Source organism: Paenibacillus sp. N22P23 (assembly GCF_059383735.1).
This window is the reverse complement of sequence record NZ_JBXENT010000001.1, coordinates 1,761,825-1,782,434: the sequence shown is the minus strand read 5'-3', so window position 1 is coordinate 1,782,434 and position 20,610 is coordinate 1,761,825. Positions and strand designations below refer to the sequence as shown.

At 48.6% G+C, this 20,610-nt stretch carries 19 protein-coding genes and 1 other annotated feature; of the genes, 14 read left to right on the top strand and 5 right to left on the bottom strand.

Annotated elements, in window-relative coordinates; all coding sequences use genetic code 11:
- Positions 1 to 61 precede the first annotated feature (61 nt).
- On the bottom strand, positions 62 to 586 hold the full coding sequence (locus tag AC506A_RS08390) for a type 1 glutamine amidotransferase domain-containing protein (protein WP_495460488.1): 525 nt from the start codon (positions 584 to 586) through the stop codon (positions 62 to 64).
- Between the two features lie 84 nt (positions 587 to 670).
- Between AC506A_RS08390 and AC506A_RS08385 the strand changes: the two genes are divergently transcribed.
- From AC506A_RS08385 to AC506A_RS08365, 5 genes are all read left to right on the top strand, one after another.
- Positions 671 to 1,093 (top strand): VanZ family protein, encoded by a 423-nt coding sequence (locus AC506A_RS08385; RefSeq protein WP_495460487.1) that lies wholly within the window; start codon positions 671 to 673, stop codon positions 1,091 to 1,093.
- A gap of 126 nt (positions 1,094 to 1,219) precedes the next feature.
- Positions 1,220 to 1,645, top strand: coding sequence for a hypothetical protein (locus tag AC506A_RS08380; RefSeq protein ID WP_495460486.1), 426 nt, complete (start codon positions 1,220 to 1,222; stop codon positions 1,643 to 1,645).
- Between the two features lie 13 nt (positions 1,646 to 1,658).
- Positions 1,659 to 2,015 carry a bacillithiol system redox-active protein YtxJ gene (ytxJ, locus tag AC506A_RS08375; protein ID WP_495460485.1) on the top strand — a complete coding sequence of 119 codons (357 nt, stop codon included), beginning with the start codon at positions 1,659 to 1,661 and terminating at the stop codon, positions 2,013 to 2,015.
- A gap of 71 nt (positions 2,016 to 2,086) precedes the next feature.
- Positions 2,087 to 3,091, top strand: coding sequence for a catabolite control protein A (gene ccpA, locus AC506A_RS08370; RefSeq protein ID WP_495460484.1), 1,005 nt, complete (start codon positions 2,087 to 2,089; stop codon positions 3,089 to 3,091).
- Positions 3,091 to 3,795, top strand: a complete 705-nt coding sequence (locus AC506A_RS08365) for a 5'-methylthioadenosine/adenosylhomocysteine nucleosidase (RefSeq protein ID WP_495460483.1) — start codon at positions 3,091 to 3,093, stop codon at positions 3,793 to 3,795. Before ccpA ends, AC506A_RS08365 begins: the two co-directional genes overlap by 1 nt.
- 78 nt (positions 3,796 to 3,873) lie before the next feature.
- On the opposite strand, the gene AC506A_RS08360 is transcribed toward AC506A_RS08365, so the two are convergent.
- A complete protein-coding gene (locus AC506A_RS08360; protein WP_495461001.1) occupies positions 3,874 to 5,052 on the bottom strand; it encodes an acetoin utilization protein AcuC in 1,179 nt (392 codons plus the stop codon).
- Between the two features lie 41 nt (positions 5,053 to 5,093).
- Positions 5,094 to 5,726, bottom strand: coding sequence for a GNAT family N-acetyltransferase (locus tag AC506A_RS08355; RefSeq protein WP_495460482.1), 633 nt, complete (start codon positions 5,724 to 5,726; stop codon positions 5,094 to 5,096).
- Between the two features lie 177 nt (positions 5,727 to 5,903).
- Here AC506A_RS08355 and acsA point away from each other — a divergent pair, with 177 nt between their 5' ends.
- Entirely contained in the window at positions 5,904 to 7,628 is a 1,725-nt protein-coding gene (acsA, locus tag AC506A_RS08350) for an acetate--CoA ligase (RefSeq protein ID WP_495460481.1), read from the top strand.
- A 66-nt stretch (positions 7,629 to 7,694) separates the two neighbouring features.
- Here the strand turns inward: acsA and AC506A_RS08345 are convergent, their stop codons facing one another.
- Positions 7,695 to 10,826 carry a transglycosylase domain-containing protein gene (locus AC506A_RS08345; protein ID WP_495460480.1) on the bottom strand — a complete coding sequence of 1,044 codons (3,132 nt, stop codon included), beginning with the start codon at positions 10,824 to 10,826 and terminating at the stop codon, positions 7,695 to 7,697.
- A 205-nt stretch (positions 10,827 to 11,031) separates the two neighbouring features.
- Positions 11,032 to 11,324, top strand: a binding site (T-box leader).
- A gap of 46 nt (positions 11,325 to 11,370) precedes the next feature.
- Between AC506A_RS08345 and tyrS the strand changes: the two genes are divergently transcribed.
- The 3 genes from tyrS to floT all read left to right on the top strand — a co-directional run bounded on the left by tyrS (position 11,371) and on the right by floT (position 14,865).
- Positions 11,371 to 12,624 carry a tyrosine--tRNA ligase gene (tyrS, locus tag AC506A_RS08340; RefSeq protein ID WP_495461000.1) on the top strand — a complete coding sequence of 418 codons (1,254 nt, stop codon included), beginning with the start codon at positions 11,371 to 11,373 and terminating at the stop codon, positions 12,622 to 12,624.
- Positions 12,625 to 12,800: 176 nt separating this feature from the next.
- Entirely contained in the window at positions 12,801 to 13,328 is a 528-nt protein-coding gene (locus AC506A_RS08335; protein ID WP_495460479.1) for an NfeD family membrane protein, read from the top strand.
- A 28-nt stretch (positions 13,329 to 13,356) separates the two neighbouring features.
- Complete coding sequence (floT, locus tag AC506A_RS08330) at positions 13,357 to 14,865, top strand: flotillin lipid rafts scaffold protein FloT (protein ID WP_495460478.1); 1,509 nt, start codon at positions 13,357 to 13,359, stop codon at positions 14,863 to 14,865.
- A 53-nt stretch (positions 14,866 to 14,918) separates the two neighbouring features.
- Here the strand turns inward: floT and rpsD are convergent, their stop codons facing one another.
- Positions 14,919 to 15,518 (bottom strand): 30S ribosomal protein S4, encoded by a 600-nt coding sequence (rpsD, locus tag AC506A_RS08325; RefSeq protein ID WP_495460477.1) that lies wholly within the window; start codon positions 15,516 to 15,518, stop codon positions 14,919 to 14,921.
- Between the two features lie 385 nt (positions 15,519 to 15,903).
- Between rpsD and AC506A_RS08320 the strand changes: the two genes are divergently transcribed.
- The 5 genes from AC506A_RS08320 (at position 15,904) to AC506A_RS08300 (ending at position 20,553) form a co-directional block, all read left to right on the top strand.
- Complete coding sequence (locus AC506A_RS08320) at positions 15,904 to 17,763, top strand: sensor domain-containing diguanylate cyclase (protein WP_495460476.1); 1,860 nt, start codon at positions 15,904 to 15,906, stop codon at positions 17,761 to 17,763.
- Between the two features lie 135 nt (positions 17,764 to 17,898).
- On the top strand, positions 17,899 to 18,630 hold the full coding sequence (locus tag AC506A_RS08315; protein ID WP_495460475.1) for a hypothetical protein: 732 nt from the start codon (positions 17,899 to 17,901) through the stop codon (positions 18,628 to 18,630).
- Between the two features lie 68 nt (positions 18,631 to 18,698).
- Positions 18,699 to 19,814, top strand: a complete 1,116-nt coding sequence (locus AC506A_RS08310) for an aminopeptidase (RefSeq protein ID WP_495460474.1) — start codon at positions 18,699 to 18,701, stop codon at positions 19,812 to 19,814.
- A 78-nt stretch (positions 19,815 to 19,892) separates the two neighbouring features.
- Positions 19,893 to 20,132 (top strand): HPr family phosphocarrier protein, encoded by a 240-nt coding sequence (locus tag AC506A_RS08305; protein ID WP_090978203.1) that lies wholly within the window; start codon positions 19,893 to 19,895, stop codon positions 20,130 to 20,132.
- Positions 20,133 to 20,271: 139 nt separating this feature from the next.
- Positions 20,272 to 20,553: an Fpa/YlaN family protein gene (locus AC506A_RS08300; protein ID WP_475780457.1), complete on the top strand. Its 282-nt coding sequence runs from the start codon at positions 20,272 to 20,274 to the stop codon at positions 20,551 to 20,553.
- The last annotated feature ends 57 nt before the right edge of the window (positions 20,554 to 20,610 follow it).

Here is a 20,610-nt window from a genome sequence, read left to right as displayed (position 1 = left end):
CCTTCTTCCGCGTCTTCCATGACTGGACGGCGACGGACTGATGGTTCAAAGCGTGCTTGCCTTAGTTGCCGCGAAGCGCGTCAACGAATGCTTTCGCGTAAGGCGGCAGATCCGGCGGACGACGCGATGATACGATGTGGCCGTCTACAACAACCGGCTCATCAATCCATGTCGCGCCGGCATTCTCCATGTCATCGCGAATGCCAGGCGTGGATGTCACTTTGCGGCCTTGCAGAATCTTCGCGGAGATAAGCACCCAGCCGGCGTGGCAGATCTGGCCGATCGGCTTCTGCGCAGCATCCATTTCTTTCACAAGCTGCAGTACCTTCGGGTAGCGGCGGAGCTTGTCCGGTGCCCAGCCTCCGGGCACAAGCAAACCATCGATTGTGCTTCCGTCAACTTCGTCGAAGGAGAGGTCAGCCGTGGCAGGAACGCCGTATTTTCCAATATGAGTGCGGCCTTTCTCAGGACCTGCGAACAGGACGGTAGCACCTTCCTCACGGACACGGTAAACGGGGTACCATAGCTCCAAATCCTCAAACTCATCGTCGAGCAGGCAAATAATCGTTTTTCCTTGTAAAGACACCTGTCTTCCTCCTTTAGCAGTAGCGTAGTGTGTTACGTTTAATAGATTCATCAAGCTCTTATCCATTGTAACGAAGGTGATAGTATGAAGCAAACGACGAAGGGATGGCTTCGTTTCATCCCGGCAGTAATCATCATGGCAACCATTTTCCTGCTTTCCTCAAGAACGAACGATCAGTTGAGTACGTTTCTCCCTTGGTTCCAAGAGCTGTTTCCGCAGATGACCAGCTTCGACTGGGGACATTTTATGGCATATTTTGTGCTTGCTTTAGCATTTGATTTCGGATTTGCCCGAAGAGCAGAGCGGTGGACCTTCAAAGTAGTGATTGTGCTCCTATGCATGCTGTATGGCGTTACAGACGAGTATCATCAGTCATTCGTCTCCGGACGGACACCTGACATCGCGGATCTTCAACATGACGGAATCGGGGCAGCTCTTGCCGTAGTCGTCGTTGCACTTCCGGTTGTCAGTAAGCTGTGGCGCAGACTGGTTGTCTTATCCGAATGATGCAAAAATTACAACTCGCTTAGAAGCAGGACTTTTTTCGCATATGGTCGAATATCTTTAACGTCGAGCAGCACCTATTGAACACTTCAAGGTGTTGCTGCTGTTTAAGAGAAGGAGTGGACCACTTTGCAAAAGCGCTGTTCTTGCGGCGACGACATGCCAATGAAGCTGCGTACCGTTATTTATTCGAATAAGGTTGAAATCGATAATGTTCCAATCTACTCATGCAAGTCGTGCAATCGCAGCGAAGTGTTTCCGGAAGTGAAGCCGGATTTGACCGGATTGATCGGAAAACTAGGTGCTCATCCAGTAAAACAGACCTTCTTGTTTAACGAATGGAATGAATGGGCAAATTTGTTGGTAGAGGCTTATCACGATCGTAAGCTGACCGACCCCGCTATCATGCGGCGCATGACAGAAGAGAGGATCGATATGCTTCTGGATTTGTTTGCTGTGGCGCAAGCTGCAGGCGACGAAGCTTGGACTGCTGAAATACATAAGCGGCTGGCTCAATTAAGCCGAAGCATGCTGCAGTACGGAAGCCGAACCTGAAGGGAGTGAGGGAATGAACCTGCCCCCTCCGATAACAACCGAAGCGCAGTGGGAAGAAGCGTACAACGGTTCTTTCCAACAGCCTTTGCTAGTGTTTAAACATAGTACTAGCTGCTCCATCAGCAGCGGTGCTTATGACGAATTATCAAACTGGCTGGAAGATGCGAGAACGCTTTCACTTCGGCCTGTGATGGTTCTAGTGCCGGACAATCGTCCGCTTTCAAACGTCATTTCAGAGAAACTCAGCCTCAAACATGAGTCGCCTCAGCTTATATTAGTGATCGACGGCAAGGTGTCCTGGCATGCATCTCACTGGCGCATTACCTACTCAACATTAGACGAGCATCTCGGTACTCATTGCGAAAAGTAATATTTTGTCGTATCATTACGGTAAAGTAATGCGGCGCGAGATAAAAATTTGAACTAATGGAGAGAAGGACTGTGACGGTAACCATTTATGATGTAGCAAGAGAAGCAGGCGTTTCCATGGCGACAGTGTCGCGGGTTGTTAATAACAATCCAAACGTCAAGCCTCAGACACGGAAGAAAGTATTTGAAGCCATCGAACGTCTTGGCTATCGTCCAAATGCTGTAGCGCGCGGCCTGGCAAGTAAGAAAACAACGACCGTAGGCGTAGTTATTCCGGATATTTCGAATGCAATCTTTGCCGAAGTAGCACGGGGCATCGAAGATATTGCTAATATGTATCACTACAATATTATTTTGTGTAATGCCGATAAGAAGAAAGATAAAGAGATTCGCGTCATCAACACCTTGCTTGAGAAGCAGGTGGATGGTTTGCTGTTCATGGGCGGCGCTGTAACGGACGAGCATTTGCAGGCGTTCAAAACAGCTAATGTGCCGATCGTGCTTTGTGCAACTACGGACGAGAACGGTACGATTCCTTCGGTTGATATCGATCACGAAGGCGCTGCATTTGATGCGGTTCAAACGCTCATTCGGAGTGGACATACCCGCATTGCGATGATTTGCGGTACATTACAGGATCCATCGAACGGCTATGCCCGTTTCCAAGGCTACAAACGTGCGCTGGAAACAGCAGGTTTGCCTTACGATGAAACTCTTGTACGAATCGGTAACTATCGCTACGAATCCGGTGTTGACGCGATGAAATATTTCTTGGAGCTGGAAACCATTCCGACAGCTGTATTCTCCGCTACGGATGAAATGGCAATCGGTGCTATTCATTGCATCCAAGATGCCGGACTCAAAGTTCCGGATCAAATCTCAGTCATTAGCGTGGATAACAGCCGTATGGCATCCATGGTTAGACCGCAGCTTACTGCAGTCGCTCAGCCGATGTATGACATTGGTGCTGTTTCGATGCGCTTGCTGACGAAGCTGATGAAGAAGGAAGCCGTTGAGAACCCTAGAGTGGTGCTTCCGCATGAAATTGTGAACCGTCAGTCGGTAGGGAGTAAATAATGACAGCTTCGTATAACAAGATAGGCATCATGGGTGCTATGGTTGAAGAGATTGAACTGCTGCATAAGCACGTCGAGAAGACGGGCTCGTTTGTGAAAGCAGGGATTGAATATGTAGAGGGTATGCTGCACGGCCGACATGTCGTGTTCTGCAAATCCGGTGTAGGTAAAGTGAATGCTGCCGTTTGTACACAGCTGCTTATTGACGCAGGTGTTGATTGCGTATTATTCACAGGTGTTGCTGGTGCTGTTGAGCCTTCATTGAATGTGGGAGACATTGTCGTTTCGACGTCATGTCTGCAGCATGATATGGATTGTACGCCGCTCGGATTCGCACGCGGTCAAATTCCGTTTCAGGATGTGTGGGAGTTTCAAGCCGCAGCTGACCTCGTCGAACTTGCGAACCAGGCATGCGAGTCCCTTTTCCCAGGGCGCAGTGTGAAAGGTAAAGTGCTTTCCGGCGATCAGTTTGTCGCTGATCGTGCTGAAGTGTTGAAGCTGCACGAAGAGCTTGGCGGCGCATGTACAGAGATGGAAGGTGCTTCACTTGCGCAGGTATGCGTGATGAATAACATTCCGTTTGTCGTCATTCGTTCCATGTCCGACAAAGCTGATGGTTCTGCACATGTGAACTTTGCCGAATTTACGGTTCAAGCTTCGGTTAATTCACACCGCATTATTGACGAAATGATTCAGCACATGTAATTGGTGCGATATAAAAAGGCAGTTCCGCATGATTTCCCGCGCTCGCGTGTGGGAGGTCAAGTGGAACTGCCTTTTTTGTTATAACTGCGAAAGCGCGATCTCGGCGGTTGCCTTATTGCGCGCTTCGATCTCTTGTCTGCGAGGCATGGGCTGCCAATCCTTCAAATGGTCCAGCCAATGTGTTGGCAATGGATCGCTGCTTAGCTTAGACCATTTGTCCAGCCATTCTGCTGGAAGCGGCTCATTCGCTTCAGAATCGCGCAGGACGGCGGCTAGCGGGTGATCTGACATCTCCAGCCAGACAAGCGCCCATGCTCGTGGAACGACGCGCCAGAGGTCGTAGCCGCCGCCGCCGATCGCAATCCATCGGCCAGCCGCATAAGTATGCGCCAATTGATGGATAATGGCAGGCATGGCTTGGTAAATGCGCATGCTGCAGTGGATATGCGAGAGGGGGTCATAGGCGTGTGCATCGCAGCCATGCTGGCTGACAATCACATCCGGTTTGAACACCTCAGCAACTTTGGCAACGGTTTCACTGAAGCAAGCAAGCCAAGACTCATCTTCCGTATAAGGATCTACAGGAACGTTAATGCTCGTTCCGTAACCTGCATCGATGCCACGTTCGTGAACAAAGCCGGTTCCGGGAAATAGAAACTTGCCGGTCTCATGAATGGAATAGGTGCAGACATCGGGATCGGCATAGAACGTCCACTGTACACCGTCGCCATGATGGACGTCCGTATCGATATATAAGACACGTGCGCCGTACTGCTTGCGAATATGTGCGATCGCAATTGCTGCATCGTTATAGACGCAGAAGCCTGACCCCCGCTCAGGAAATGCATGATGCAACCCGCCAGCCATATGATAGGCATGATCAGCTTCTCCTCGCATCACAAGATCAGCGGCAAGGACAGAACCGCCTACGATTGCAGCAGCAGCTTCATGCATCCCAGGGAAGTAAGGCGTGTCTTCCGAATCCAATCCGTACTGAGCTGCTCGTTTAACGGCTTCAGGAGCCGGTGTATCGCAGCTTAGCTCACGTACGGCGTCAATATAGTCTGCCCGGTGAACAAGCGCGAGAAGCTCGTCTGATGCTGTCTCAGAAGCTATGCGATGTGAGGCTTCAATCGCGTCGACTGATTCCAATAAATCATGCGTAAGCGTTAAGCGAATGGGGTCGAAGGGGTGGTCTTTATTGAATTTATACCGTCCTGCCTCGGGATGATGTATGTATACGGATTTATCCGCCATGATGCGTCCGATCTTCCTTTCCGCCGCTTGCTGCAGCATCACTAATACATAAACCGCTGCCTGAAACGGACACGGTCGAATTGCTCGATGGAGCTGATAGGTACTTCCTTACCGATTCTGACCATTAAACAATTCGCGGGATGAGCGCATATTTCCGGGTCATCGGTCGCTACCCACTCCATTTCGACCGATTTCATCAGCTTCTCCATCATGGCACGGTATTCCCAGACACTCAGCTTCGTGCCTTCCAGATCCCAGTGCCAATAATATTCTGTCGTATACACGATGACGTTCTCCAGCTGTTCTTGCGAGAATGCAAGCCGAATCATCCGTTTGCCAAGTCCAAGCGAACGATAATCATCGGACACTTCCACCGCTCCAAGCTCGATTAAATCAATCATTCCGCCTTCGGACCACCGTTCCAACTCATCCGGATAGTGGAAGGTGACATACCCGACTATAATTTCGCCATCGCGAGCGGCTATAATCCGACCCTCCGGCAGTTCAGCAATTTCTATAAGTGCTTTCATTTGTTCTACCGGTCTGCGAAATGCATCCAATTGCGGATGAAGCGTAAGCCGTTTCAGTGCATCTGCGGGCAATGGTCCTTCAAGGATGATTTCTCGATCATGATAAGGCAATCGTTCCGCTTGCATCCTTTTGCGATGTTCCAATGATGTTGGCTCCTTTCGCGTTCTATTCTACTTATAGCAAAAAAAAGACGGGTTGAAAAGCATGGTTGAACGAAGCCCAGCGTGATATAATATGTAAGCGTATTCGTTAGAGGAAGCCGTTACGGAGGCCGACCTCGCTAGAAAATGTTGCACAATGGGCAGGAGGATGATGAAAGAATGACTAACATGCATCAAGAACGGATTCCGGCTACGGCATCCGGCTCCAACATGACAAGCTACGATGAAACATATGGTAACTTTAGTTTTGAACAGCTCGAACAACAGTTTTCATGGTCTGAAACGGGCAAGGTCAATATGGCCTATGAAGCGATCGATCGTCACGTAGCAGCGGGACGAGGCGACAAAATCGCACTCTACTATAGCGATAACAATAGAGACGAATCGTATACGTTCCAAGAGTTGTCCAGTCAATCGAACCGATTTGCAAATGTGCTTCGCGGACTTGGAATTGGCAAAGGCGAGCGGGTATTCATTTTCATGCCGCGTACACCTGAGCTTTATTTCAGTTTACTTGGCTCCCTTAAAGTCGGTGCGGTTGTCGGGCCGCTATTCGAAGCGTTTATGGAAACGGCCGTCAGAGACCGCTTGCTTGACAGCGGTGCAACTGCAATTGTAACGACACCTGCATTGCTCTCACGAATTCCGCGCAGCGAATTGCCGGATTTGAAGCATATCATCGTATATGGTGAAGGCGCTGAGGCAGAGGACGGCATCGTTGACTTTAAAGAAGAGATGGCGAAGGCAGCAGATGAAGCTGAGATTGAATGGCTTGATCGTGAAGATGGCCTTCTGCTTCACTATACATCGGGCTCCACAGGCAAACCTAAAGGTATTTTCCATGTTCATAATGCGATGATTCAGCACTACTTTACGGGACAAGTTGTACTGGATTTGAAGCCCGATGATGTATATTGGTGCACAGCCGATCCGGGCTGGGTTACAGGAACCTCATACGGAATCTTCGCACCATGGCTTAACGGTGCAGCCAATGTCATTCGCGGTGGACGTTTCAGCCCGCAGGACTGGTATTCGACAATCCAGAAATACGGCGTCACCGTATGGTACAGTGCTCCAACGGCATTCCGCATGCTGATGGGGGCAGGGGACGATGTGGTTCAGAAATTTGACCTATCCAGCCTGCGTCATGTTCTGAGTGTCGGCGAGCCGCTTAACCCGGAAGTTGTTCGTTGGGGACTTAAAGTTTACAACCAACGTATTCACGATACGTGGTGGATGACGGAAACCGGCGCACAACTGATCTGTAACTATCCAAGCATGGATATTAAGCCAGGTTCCATGGGGAAACCGATTCCGGGCGTTCAAGCTGCAATCATCGATGACAGCGGGAACGAGCTTCCGCCATACCGCATGGGTAACTTGGCCATTCGTACACCTTGGCCGTCCATGATGCGTAAAGTTTGGAATAACCCAGCGAAATATGAAGAGTATTTCCGTATTGAGGGCTGGTACATTTCCGGTGACTCCGCTTATCAAGACGAAGATGGCTACTTCTGGTTCCAAGGCCGTATTGATGATGTGATCAATACTGCAGGTGAGCGTGTAGGGCCATTCGAGGTTGAGAGCAAGCTCGTTGAGCATCCGGCAGTTGCCGAAGCCGGTGTTATTGGTAAACCGGACCCGATGCGCGGCGAAATCATTAAAGCATTCGTTGCTCTTCGTGAAGGTTACACAGCATCTGATGAACTGAAGGCGGATATCGCCAAGTTTGTTAAAGAAGGCTTGTCCGCTCATGCAGCGCCTCGCGAAATCGAGTTCAAAGATAAACTGCCGAAGACGCGCAGCGGGAAGATCATGCGCCGCGTATTGAAGGCATGGGAGCTTAACCTCCCGACAGGTGACCTTTCGACAATTGAAGACTAAGCTTCTTCGAGCGTAAACAAAAGCCGCCAAGTGCATCGGAATGATGCGCTTGGCGGCTTTCTTCGATTATTTGATTCCGACTGGTGAGGAGGCGCTGGATTCGCCTGTCTCATTGACCGCGCTGACTTGGAAATAGCCTGCGGACATAGGTGAGACGTATTCGAATCTGGCCTCATTCGTCGAGCCGATTTTACGATATCTGCCATTCTCGGATGTGCTGTAATAGACATTGTACTGCAGCACTTGCTCCGATGTTGCGTTATCAGACCAAGTGAGCTTTATTCCGATATCCGTGCTTTCTAGCTTCACACTCATCGGGACCGACGGAGCGGCTAAGCCGCTATCTCCGGTATTTGTAGTCCCCGGATCAGGAAGCAATATTCCGCCGGTATCATCGCCTGTACCTTGAACGTCACCTTGATCTGTGAAATCAGGGGTAGGTGGAAGAGGATTGCTGCTGCTTCCAGACGATACAATGATACTTGGTGCAGATTCTCTGCCCGCGACGTCAACGGAAGTAACGTAATAGCTGTACGTCGCCGAGCCGTTGATATAATTGACGAAACGACTTTCCTGACCTGTCATAACCGGACTGCCTGTGTAAGTGAAAGGCCCGTCATTGATAGCTCGGTACAACCGGTAGCCGACAATATCCTTCTCAGGTGCTGGCGTAAAGACGACGCGATATGCATTTGACTTGCTCACGGTTTCGAGCTGTACCTTAGGTGGGGCAGAAGGAGCCTTACCATCTTCAACTCGTGGATCGACGATCGATGGGGCGTCCTGTCCAGCATCCGGCGGCAGGTACATGTCCATCGGCCTGCGGCTGTCTTCCGGCAATTTGGCTTGTGCAGCCTCGATTTCCTGCATGAGCTCATCAAGCGGTTTCTCGCGTTTGACGACTGTGAGTTCCTTAATCATATCTGCAGGTGTTGTAGGCTGCGGGATGTAATTGACTCCGTTGAACGAGATAACGGCCATTTTGACTAGCGCATCATCAGAATCCTTCGGCAGGAACTTGCTGTTGAACCAATCGGTCACAAGCTTGCCGTTGCTTCGGGTAAGCTCGGTAGGGAGCTTGCCGCTAACGCTCGAAACGGTTGATTTGACAATCCCCGATGGCATGCTGAACTGCTTGGTAGGGAATAACTCAGGCCGTTCATCCGTCACTTCATTCATAATAAGCGACCAGATGTTTTTCGCATGATTTCTTCCGTCTTTCGATAAAGAGTAAGCTTGTTTCTCATAACCGACCCACACGCCAAGGGTAACATCAGGGGTGAAACCCTCAAACCATACATCGCCATAGCTTTGTGTGGATCCTGTTTTACCTACGACTGGGATTTTTCCGTAATTTTTGAACTTAGATGCAACGGCATGGCCGGAACCGTTCGGATCCGAAATGACCGTTTTCAGCATATCTGTCATAAGGAATGCGGTTTGCTGGGAGAAAACCCGAAGCGGCTTCGCTTCATGCTTATAGATAATCTCGCCATCGGCATCGGTAATTTTGCTGATCATATACGCATCGTTAAATACGCCGTCATTCGCAATTGCACCATAAGCATTCGTAAGCTCTTCAACAGAAACACCAATGCTCAGACCGCCGATTACACCGGTTTGCGCATATTCATCTTCTGGTTTAAGTGAAGTAATGCCGAGCTTTCTTGCGAATTTCCACGCTTCCGGAATCGTCACCACTTGGTTGAACAGCTTAAGCGCCGGCAAGTTCAAGGAGCGGTTTAACGCTTCACGTGCCGTAACGAGTCCATAGAACTTCTTATTAAAGTTCATCGGAATGTGGAAGCCCTTCTGTCCGTCTTTAAGCACCATCGGCGCATCGTCTAACACGCTTGCCGGTTGAATTAAGCCTTTCTCAATGGCGGGCAAGTAAGCAGCGATAGGTTTCATCGTAGAACCAGGCTGTCTTGTCATTTGAGTAGCATGATTCATCTGCTCGGTGTAGAAGTCGCGGCCTTCCAACATGCCCAGAATGGCACCGGTCTTATGATCGAGCATGACGGCTGCCGTCTGCTCCATCCCCTTCTCTTCGCTGTCTGGATCGAAGTTCTCCGGGTTGGTGCCTACTTTATGCATCGCATTGTACACGCGCTTGTCGATTGTCGTGTAGATGTGATAACCGCCGCGCAGCAGGCGCTCCCGCGCTTCTTCGATAAGTGGAGCATTTTCCTTCTTGCGGACATCGGCAATCGTCAGGTTGGGATCCTGCTGCATCAGCAAAATCTCTGCACCTTGGCGTTCTGCCTCGAGCATCAAGTATGGGAAGGTGGAGTACGCTTTCTCCGTAGGCTTTGCCAGCGAGCCCTTAATATCGAAAGCTAGCGCTTCATCATATTGATCCGCGCTGATGCGGGCTGTTTCAAGCATCCGCTTAAGCACGATGTGTTGTCGATCGATCGAAAGCGCGAAACCGGATTCGTTGAATTTGCCTTTGCTTGTGAATGCCGTATAGGCAGACGGGCGCTGCGGCAATCCTGCCAAATAAGCAGATTGTGCGATGTTCAACTGATTCAGGTCCGTAATGTTGAAGATTCCTTTAGCTGCTGCTTTAATACCATATAGATTATAGCCGCTGTTTCCTGTGCCGAACTGTACCTTGTTGAGGTAAGCTGTCAGAATTTCGTCCTTGGTCATAAACCGCTCAAGCCGCATGGAGAGGAAAATCTCCTTTACTTTCCGACTATCCGTCTTGTCCAAGGTGAGAAACACTCGGCGGGCTAGCTGCTGCGTGAGCGTACTGCCGCCTGTTTGTGTTTCTTCGTTAAGTATTTTCTGCTTTACGGCGCGTGCAAGACCATTGAAATCAACGCCGATATGTTTGTAGAAATTGTTGTCCTCCGTAGCGAGTACGGCGTTCACGACTTGTGGGGGGATATCAGCTCGCTTTATAAGCCGACGGTCCTCTTGTGTACGCAATTGTCCGACTGGTGTTTGTCCATCGTTGAAATAGACAAAACCGGTTATGGCATTCTCATTCATTTTGGTTTCAATATCAGTGCGAGGGCGTACGGGTTCATCCTTGACGAAGGATGCGACGTAACCAGCGACGGTAGCTCCGGCAAACAATCCGATCAATAATCCGAAAATGAATAGCCATTTGAAGGTTACGAGCGTCACGATTCCAAAAGTCCGCCATTTGCTGTATCCTTTTGTTTTCTGTTGACGGTCTTGATTCATAAAATGATTAGCCTCCTCCGATTAACAGTGCTATTATAGCATAAATCGCCATACGGTTTGCAGGGGAGTACGCGTTTTTGTCTAAACTTAAGGCTTCCCAAGGGGTAGACTATGGACAATTTGTAGTCAATATGCGGACAAAACGGATTCCCGTTGACTTTTGCTGATCCCGTATGATATAACCTTGTACAAGAAAAGTTCATATTGAAACGTGTTGACAGGCATCAGTAGAACTGCGGATTGACGATTCCAGAGAGCCGGTGGTTGGTGCAAACCGGTACGCGCTGCAGTTTGAATTACCGCCTCGAGCTGATCGGACGAACGAAGGTCTTCTTTAAGCTTTCTTGTAGAGAGACCAACCAGTAGTCCGTTTCCGGATAGAATCCGTTATGAAATGAAGTGAGAGCCGCCAGTCAGGCAGCAGCGTCAGTCCAACTGACGCATCGCCGGCGACTCTAACGAGGGTGGTACCGCGAGCAAATCCTTCTCGTCCCTTGAGGACAGAGGGATTTTTTTATTTTGCGGACGGGAGTGGATCGAAATGTTGAAATGGGAACAATTAACGCCTGAACAACAACAAGAAGTAGAAAGACAAATGAACGTCATCCGTCGCGGTGTCGTTGAAATTGTGCCGGAGGATGAGTTGAAAGCGAAGGTAGTAAACGCAGTCGCTACGGGCACGCCGCTGAAGGTGAAGCTCGGCCTAGATCCTTCTGCGCCGGATATTCATATCGGACACACAGTCGTGCTTCATAAGCTAAAACAATTTCAACAGCTGGGACATTCCGTGCAACTGATTATCGGTGATTTTACCGGACGCATTGGTGATCCGACGGGGAAATCCGAAACACGCAAACAACTGAGTGAAGAAGATGTTAAGCGCAACGCCGAGACGTACAAGAAGCAAATATTCAAACTACTTGATCCCGCGAAAACGACCGTTTACTACAATTCCGAATGGCTTAGCCCGCTGCATTTTGCGGATGTGGTGACCCTGTCGGCGAAAGTGACGGTTGCTCGCATGCTCGAGAGGGATGACTTTACCAAACGCTATCATTCCGGTCTGCCAATCAGCATCCACGAATTTTTCTACCCCTTGATGCAGGGATATGACTCTGTCGCTCTGGAAAGCGATGTCGAGCTTGGCGGAACAGATCAGAAATTTAATCTGCTTATGGGCCGCACCCTTCAGAAGGAATACGGCAAGAGCGCTCAGGCAGCCATTATGACGCCGCTCCTGGAAGGTTTGGACGGCGTCAATAAGATGAGCAAGAGCCTTGGCAACTACATTGGGATAGATGAAGAGCCGAACCAAATCTACGGGAAATCGATGTCGATTCCGGATGAGTTGATGATCAAATTCTACGAGTTGGCAACAGATTTGAGCAATGAAGAGCTGCAGGCACTGCGAAATGGGCTCGGGGACGGAAGCGTACATCCTCGTGATGCAAAGATGAGGCTTGGACGTACGTTTGTCCGTATGTATCATGGCGAAGACGCCGCTGAGGCGGCGGAGCAGCATTTTATAACCGTATTCCAGAAACGTGCTCTACCTACTGTTATTGAAGAAGCGAAGCTTTCAAGCAGTGCCCTTGAGGAAGGTTCAATCAGCATCCTTAAGCTGCTCACGACTCTTGGACTGCAAACATCCAGCAGTGAAGCGAAGAGGAGCGTTCTGCAAGGCGCTGTGCGTATTAACGAGGTCAAAGTTGATGATTGGTCAGCGGTATTAACGCCGGAGAACGGTGATGTCGTGCAAGTTGGCAAGCGGAAAATTGTTAAAATCGTTCTGCACTAGCAAACATCAAAATAGGCTCACTTACGAAGCGATTCGTGGGTGAGCTTTTTCTATCTTTCTACAGAGCTCAAGCTGTGCTGTCTTTGACCATCGAAACTTATGGGAAGATAATGCGTAATAAATACCGGATGTTCTACTAGAATATGGATTAATTTATAAATGAAGGGGGGAGTGCTTTGGAAGGACTATTCATGGGCTGCCTAGTTGGCGGCATATTGTTTGCGATCGTAAGTGTCGTTCTTGGCGATTGGCTTAGTGCATCACTTGACGGCATGCTTGATTTTCTGTCATTGGATGGTCACCCGATCTTGCAGCCGATGGCAATCGTAGGAGGCATCACTGTATTCGGAGGCGCTGGACTGCTGCTCGATAGACATACTGGACTAGGCACGACAATCGTCTTGGTCTTATCGGTTCTGTGTGCGATAGCCGCTGCGCTCGGTGTGTATTACTTCTATGTACGCCCAATGCGGAATACCGAGAACTCGACCGGCTATTCAATGAAGGAGCTTGAAGGGGCGATCGGGGAAGTGTCCATTCCGATACCGGAGAAGGGGTACGGGGAAGTGATGATTAGAGTCGGCGCTGGCCTGACCAGTCATATTGCCTCCAGCATGGACGGCGTTATGATCCCGAATGGTTCACGCGTCGTAGTTATTAACGTTGAAGGTCATGCTTTAATGGTTTCATTACTAGAGCTGTAATTTACAACCGGGAGGGGATTTAATCTTGATGCCAGATTACTTAGTCATTCCAGCTGTCGTAGTTGGTGTACTCATCGTACTTGGTCTTGCCTTTTGGGCACGTTATAAGACGGTTGGGCCGGATAAAGCGATGATCGTAACCGGTACTTTCCTTGGAGGTCGTAATGCATCCATCGACGAGAGCGGTCGTCGGATCAAAATCGTTCGCGGCGGCGGGGCATTCATTCTGCCTGTCTTCCAAAAAGCAGATTTCCTCTCACTGCTCTCGCATAAGCTGGATGTATCGACGCCTGAAGTCTATACCGAGCAAGGTGTTCCGGTCATCTGTGATGGCGTTGCAATTATTAAGATCGGCGGTGCTGTAGAGGACGTTGCAACTGCAGCAGAGCAGTTTCTTGGCAAGCCGACAGAAGCGCTGAAGAGTGAGGCGCAGGAAGTGTTGGAAGGTCATCTTCGTGCCATTCTCGGATCAATGACAGTGGAAGAAGTGTACCGGAACCGTGATAAATTCGCGCAAGAGGTGCAAGGGATTGCAGCACTTGATTTGAAGAAAATGGGGCTGCAAATCGTTTCGTTCACAATCAAGGATGTTCGCGATAAGCATGGCTATTTGGACGCGCTAGGTAAGCCGCGTATCGCAGCTGTGAAGCGAGATGCAGATATTGCAGAAGCAGAAGCCGTCCGGGATTCGCGGATTCAGAAGGCAAGAGCGGAAGAAGAAGGACAGAAGGCCGAGCTGCTGCGGGATACGAACATCGCGGAGGCGTCCAAAGCGAAGGAGCTTAAAGTAGCGTCCTTCAAGAAAGAGCAGGATTCCGCTAAAGCGGAGGCTGACCAAGCTTACGCGATTCAAGAAGCGAAAGCCAAACAGCAAGTGGTTGAGGAACAAATGCAGGTCGAGATCGTTCGTAAAGAACGTGAAATTGATCTAGAAGGTAAAGAAATCCTGCGCCGCGAGAAACAGTATGATGCAGAAGTGAAGAAGAAAGCAGATGCTGATCGTTACGCTGTAGAACAGGCGGCTGAAGCGGACAAATCGAAGCGGATGCGTGAAGCAGATGCTGCGCAGTATAAGATCGAAGCTGAGGCTCGAGCAAATGCGGAGCAGAAGCGTCTGGAAGGTATGGCTATTGCAGATGCAGAGCGTGCCAAAGGTACTGCTGAGGCGGATGTTATCCGGCTCCGTGGTTTGGCAGAAGCGGAAGCGAAAGAGAAGCTGGCTAGAGCGTTCGAGCTCTTCGGTGAAGCAGCCGTACTTGATATCATTGTGAAAATGCTGCCTGAACTGGCTGGAAAAGTGGCCGATCCGATTCGTGCCATCGACAAACTGACGATCGTGGATACCGGACATGGAGAAGGTGCGGCACGGTTAAGTAATTATGTTACTTCTTTGATGGCAACAGCACCGGAAATGCTCAAGAGTGTCTCGGGAATTGATTTGAATGCCTTTGTGCGAGGGTTAACGAATAAATCACAGCCTACACCTGAGGTGCTTGTTCAAGAAGCAGCGGCTAAATTGTCCAATCCGAGCGAATAACGGAATAGATATAAAAAAAAAGAGCGGTCCGAATATTCGGACCGCTCGATTTATTAACGGCTGTAGAACTCGACGATTTGTTTCTCGTCGATCTCTTGTGGAAGTTCAGCGCGTTCTGGAAGACGAAGGAATTTACCTTCAACAGCGCCATCGTTGTACTCAAGGTAGTTCGGTAGGAAGTTACGTCCTGCCAAAGCTTCTTTGATCGATTTCATTGTACGGCTGCGCTCGCGCAAACCGATTACATCGCCGAGCGATACTGTGTAAGAAGCGATATCGACTTTCTTACCGTTTACAGTTACGTGACCGTGGGATACAAGCTGACGAGCTCCTGCACGGGAGTTCGCGAAACCAAGACGGTAAACCAGGTTGTCCAGACGGCTCTCAAGAAGGGCCATGAAGTTTTCACCGGCAATACCTTTTTGTTTCGAAGCTTTGTCAAATAGGTTACGGAATTGTTTCTCGTTCATACCGTACATGTGACGAAGTTTTTGTTTTTCTTGCAATTGAATACCGTATCCGCTCATTTTCTTACGTTGACCTGGACCGTGTTGGCCTGGTGGGAATGCGCGTTTCAATTCTTTACCTGTACCGCTTAGGGAAATGCCGAGGCGACGGCTTAGTTTAAACTTAGGACCTGTATATCTTGACATGTGTCGTAAAACTCCTTCTTCAAATGGGATGTTTGAAATGGGTGTTTCGCCGAGTGCTGTCTACGCTGCATTGTACACACAATGAAGTCCTGACAGGTATGTTCAGCCGCAGACCTGTTAGCGACAGTCTCTTGAGGGTGACACAAAACCGTTCCCATGTATTCAACTATAAATATTATATAAGTTGAGCGGCGATTGTCAAGCGAATCGGCTTAGAAACGTGCCAGGGAATTTCATGAATCGCACAACTTAGAACGACTGAATCCAAAGGCCTATCCATCTAGTGCCAAAAGTAGTGCATTTCAATAATTTTTCAAGTATAGTTGTAGAATGGTAGAAACAAATTTCAACATGGACTTCCAATATGGAATGAGGTGATGCTGCGGTGAAATCCATCGATGCTGATTGGATGAATAAGACAGGCAATAAGGCTGGCATTCTCATGAATACGCAGCAGCCAATGTCATCATTTCCTCAAGGTGATATCCATGATAGTGACGATGCTGCTATCATTTTCCTATTAAAGGAAAGCTTCCAACAATGGTTGGAAGAAGCAGCGGCAATGAACTCCCCGTTACTTGAATATGAGCTTGCATTATTTAGTGCTGCCGGACAAGTTATTGCGCAGCATGGTCCATTATTGGAAGAGAATAAGTCGAATCGGATTGAGGTTTCGTTACTTAATCGTTCTTCTGAATCACAAATGATTGCCACATTAGTACTAGTCAATCATGACATGAGTGATGAACGTCAATCCCTGCTGCAAACGACCGCGCTCTTGATCCGTCAGATGGTGTATCACCGGTTTGATGTCATGGTCGTCCGGGATTTGCATAACAGGCAGAAACTCAGCGAGAAAGAAGCCAGGCATCAAGATACGATGTTTAATGTGGCGAAGAGGCTGCATGATCAGAATGACGTTTCGATGGTGCTTCAAGTTTTGCTTCAGGATATGGCTGAGCTGTACCCACTTGCAGATGTAAACCTATATTTGTCGCAAGACCATGTAAATAATGATCCGCGGGTCAAACCGCTTATGCTGAGGCATAGTTCAGAAGATATTCATGCGCGATCCTTTCTATCCGGGCAACCCATCGTCAATACGGAAGAGAACAGCACGAATGTAGCGATCCCGATGAGTGGTAAACAAGCCGTTTACGGTGTTCTTAGCTTAGTCATGGAAACTGCACATTGGGAAGATGCCGAGATTCGGGCGCTTGTCATGCTTGCAGATACAGCAGGATCTGCATTTGAGAATGCAAAGCTGTTTGAGCAATCCAATTTGCTGATCAGCGAATTGCAGCTCATTAATGAATTAGCAAAACGTCTCAATCAATCGCTGCGGCTCAATGAAGTATTCGATTTCGCGATGACGGAGCTGCTGCATATTTTCAAGGCAGATTATTGCCACCTGATTCAATTGACGAATGAAAACCAAAGCTTTCAAATTGCAGCGAGCAATGTGCCTTCTGTAGTAGGTGAGAAGTGTTCCACAGATTATGGTTTTTGCGGTATCATTCAAAGCACGAAAGAGCCGCTGATCATTTCCGACTACTGGGCTACGCGAGTTGTGGATTCCAAGTTAATGGACGAAACCGGCTCTAGATCGCTTATTGCTGCGCCGGTCATGTCTGGTTCAGATCTATTCGGTGTCATCATGATCTCCGACAAGAGCGCCAACTATTTCTCCTACGAGAACTACAAGCTGCTTCAGGTGCTCACCACTCACATCGGACTTGCGATATCGAATGCATCTCTGCATGCCGAAGTTAGGCGCATGGTCATTACGGATAACTTAACCGGACTGTATGCCCGAAATTATTTGAATGAGCAGATTCAATATCGCCAGCGGAAAGACCCTTGCGGCTCTCTCGTATTGGTCGATATCGATCACTTCAAGAAAGTGAATGATACTTACGGACATCTCATTGGTGACAGTATTCTCGTTATCGTGAGTGAGGTGATTCGTTCTTGTATTCGCGACAGTGATATCGCTGCAAGGTGGGGCGGTGAGGAGCTTGCTGTTTATTTGCCTCAAATAAGATCGATGCAAGCTTACCGAATTGCAGAACGTATCCGCAGTATGGTGGAGCAGCATACGGATCCGAAAGTAACCGTTTCCTGTGGATTATCGGAGTGGACCTTCGAGGAAGAGAAGATCAGCGTCGAATCGTTATTTTATCGGGCGGATATGGCGCTTTACGAGGCTAAGAAGCATGGACGAAATCGCATTATGATTGGATAGAGCAGTTTCACGATCGAAAGATGGCGACGGCAGCGTAATGGCTGCCGTTTTTTTGTTGTTTCGTTACATAAAGACAAGTGAAGCAACAGACGCTAAGTAAGATAAGCAGAATTGTAGGGGCTGGAGGCGAATCGAATGAAAGTAATGAAATGGACGACATGTTGTTTACTAGTGCTAATGGTTATCGGCTGCAATTCCGCAGCAGACAATAAATCGCCGGGAGAGCTGCTATCTCTATCCGTGTCAGGCTTGTCAGGTGTTGATCAGTATGCTTTTACAGGGAATACGGGTATCGGTCTTACCGGCTTAACGCCGATTAAGGCGATGACGTTTCAAGGGACAGTTGAGAATCATAACAATGTGAAGGTGAAGGCAAATAATCCGGATGCGCTAGGCGGCTCGATTCATCCGCTTGAGTATCTCAGACAGGTGGAAAATAACGCACAAAAAACAGAATTAGTGCCCTCCGAGTCCGGAAATCGAACAGCGGTTTTACGCATTACATCGAACGAAGCGAAAGCGAAGGCGACTTGGGTCCAGACACTACGAAATGAATTTAGCGCGCTTGAGAAGAAAGTGCCTGCTGCTTCCACCGGTAGTATGCAAAGCAAACGAGCAGCAGGCTCCGAAAGCTCGCTTGAGAAAGAGTGGAAGGAAGAACTCAGCCGATCTAAAGCGCAGCTCGAGGCGATGCTGTCCACGCTTCGCGTGCAATCCAGCTGCCGGCTAGTCATCGATCGCAAGAAGCTGCTTCCGCTTCAATTGGAGGAGAAGACGACGCTGCAGTACAAAGCAGAAGGGCAGGATCGGAAGGAGTCGCGCGTAACGAAGATGGTCTTTACACGTCAAGGAGGCGGCCAATTGTAGCGTTCGTGCATCGGCGCTTGAAAAATGGTAGGATAGGTATGAATTTATAAACTGGAGGTAATTGAATAATGCGTGATCCTCGTATGCAGAAGCTTGCAGCTAATTTAGTCGGATACTCCATCAATGTACAACCTGGAGAAAATGTCCTTATCGATATGATTGGATCGGAGCGAGAGCTTGCGAAATGCATCATCGAAGAAGTGGCTAAGAAAGGCGGACGTCCATTCGTTGAGACGAGCGACCGTTCCGTATTGCGTTCGATGCTGATGAATGCAACGGAAGAGCAAATTAAACTATGGGCATCATTCGACTTGAAACGGATGGAGGCAATGGATGGCTATATTGCGATCCGCGCAGGCGAGAACATCAACTCCCTTGCCGACGTGCCAAGTGACAAAATGAACCTGTACGAAAAATATTACCGTCATCCGATCCACTCCGAAGAGCGCGTGAAGCGTACAAAGTGGGTTGTTCTGCGTTATCCGAACGATTCCATGGCGCAGCTTGCGAACATGAGCACAGAGGCGTTTGAGGAATTCTACTTTAACGTGTGTAACCTTGATTATGCGAAGATGGACAAGGCGATGGACCCGCTTGCGGATCTGATGAGCAAAACAGACAAAGTTCGAATCGTTTCCCCTGGAACGGATTTGACTTTCTCGATTAAAGGGATCGGTGCCGAGAAGTGTTCCGGTCAGAAGAACATCCCGGATGGCGAAGTATTCAGCTGTCCGATTCGTGATTCCGTTCAAGGTACGATCTCGTACAACTCGCCTTCAGTATATTCCGGCGTAACATTCGAGAATATTAAGTTTACGTTCAAAGACGGCAAAATCGTAGAAGCTACAAGTAACAATACCGAGAAGCTGAACGAGATTTTGGACATGGATGAAGGCGCACGTTACATCGGCGAATTCAGCTTGGGCTTTAACCCCTATATTTTGCATCCGATGAAAGATATTTTGTTCGATGAGAAAATTGCAGGCAGCCTGCACTTTACTCCGGGACAAGCATACGAAGAAACCGATAACGGCAATCGTTCCGCTGTTCACTGGGATCTTGTTCTCATTCAAAGACCGGAATATGGCGGCGGGGAAGTTTATTTCGATGAACGTTTGATCCGTAAGGATGGACGGTTTGTCATTCCTGAACTCGAAGGCCTGAATCCGGAAAACTTAAAGTAAAATTTCCTTGAACGAATAGAAGAATCGGGTTATGATGAATGAAGTTAGCGAAAGTAACTAAATTATGGAGGGATTCCCATGTCCAATAACGCGGCAATCGTAGATATTTCCCAAACGGCTAATAAATTCCAATCGTCCATTGTACTCCAAGCCGAGAATAAATACATTGACGTTAAGAGCATCCTCGGTCTATTCACGACATTGGTCGGCGGACATTCCTACGAGCTCCACGTCCATGGTGCTGACGCTGATGAAGCGAAAGCGGCACTGGCAGCAGTGTTCGAGAAACATAATCTTAAAGTAAACGTAGTTGAATAGCAGTTCATCCTAACCACATAAAGCGCCTCGCCGATATATCGGTGGGGCGCTTGTTGTTTTGACCTTGTACATTCCGTTGATTTCGACTAATATAAAGAATAGATAAATGGATTAGTATTACGCATTAAGGAGGAGTACGATGTCTTCATCCGATGTTCTTATTCATCTGCATCAAAAAGCGCTGAATCTCCTTCACGAGGATGCCACTAAAATCGAAAAGTTGATCGAAGTGCAAATGGAAAATTTGGCGACGAGAAAATGTCCGCTTTATGAAGAAGTATTGGACACTCAAATATACGGCTTTTCCAGAGAAATCGATTTTGCGATTCGTGCAGGACTTGTCGGTGAATCTGTCGGCAAAGAAATCATTAACAAATTAGAAAGAAACTTAGCGCAGCTGTATGAGGCGTTAAACGGGTAGCGGCGATTTATCGCAGCTGCTCTTTTTTTAGGCAAAATAAAGACGTTCCGTCAAATG

Coding starts and splice junctions, on each gene's coding strand:
- AC506A_RS08385 (WP_495460487.1), top strand. CDS start 671: ATGAAGCAAACGACGAAGGGATGGCTTCGTTTCATCCCGGCAGTAATC.
- ytxJ (WP_495460485.1), top strand. CDS start 1,659: ATGAACCTGCCCCCTCCGATAACAACCGAAGCGCAGTGGGAAGAAGCG.
- AC506A_RS08365 (WP_495460483.1), top strand. CDS start 3,091: ATGACAGCTTCGTATAACAAGATAGGCATCATGGGTGCTATGGTTGAA.
- AC506A_RS08360 (WP_495461001.1), bottom strand. CDS start 5,052: ATGGCGGATAAATCCGTATACATACATCATCCCGAGGCAGGACGGTAT.
- acsA (WP_495460481.1), top strand. CDS start 5,904: ATGACTAACATGCATCAAGAACGGATTCCGGCTACGGCATCCGGCTCC.
- AC506A_RS08345 (WP_495460480.1), bottom strand. CDS start 10,826: ATGAATCAAGACCGTCAACAGAAAACAAAAGGATACAGCAAATGGCGG.
- floT (WP_495460478.1), top strand. CDS start 13,357: ATGCCAGATTACTTAGTCATTCCAGCTGTCGTAGTTGGTGTACTCATC.
- rpsD (WP_495460477.1), bottom strand. CDS start 15,518: ATGTCAAGATATACAGGTCCTAAGTTTAAACTAAGCCGTCGCCTCGGC.
- AC506A_RS08315 (WP_495460475.1), top strand. CDS start 17,899: ATGAAAGTAATGAAATGGACGACATGTTGTTTACTAGTGCTAATGGTT.
- AC506A_RS08310 (WP_495460474.1), top strand. CDS start 18,699: ATGCGTGATCCTCGTATGCAGAAGCTTGCAGCTAATTTAGTCGGATAC.
- AC506A_RS08305 (WP_090978203.1), top strand. CDS start 19,893: ATGTCCAATAACGCGGCAATCGTAGATATTTCCCAAACGGCTAATAAA.
- AC506A_RS08300 (WP_475780457.1), top strand. CDS start 20,272: ATGTCTTCATCCGATGTTCTTATTCATCTGCATCAAAAAGCGCTGAAT.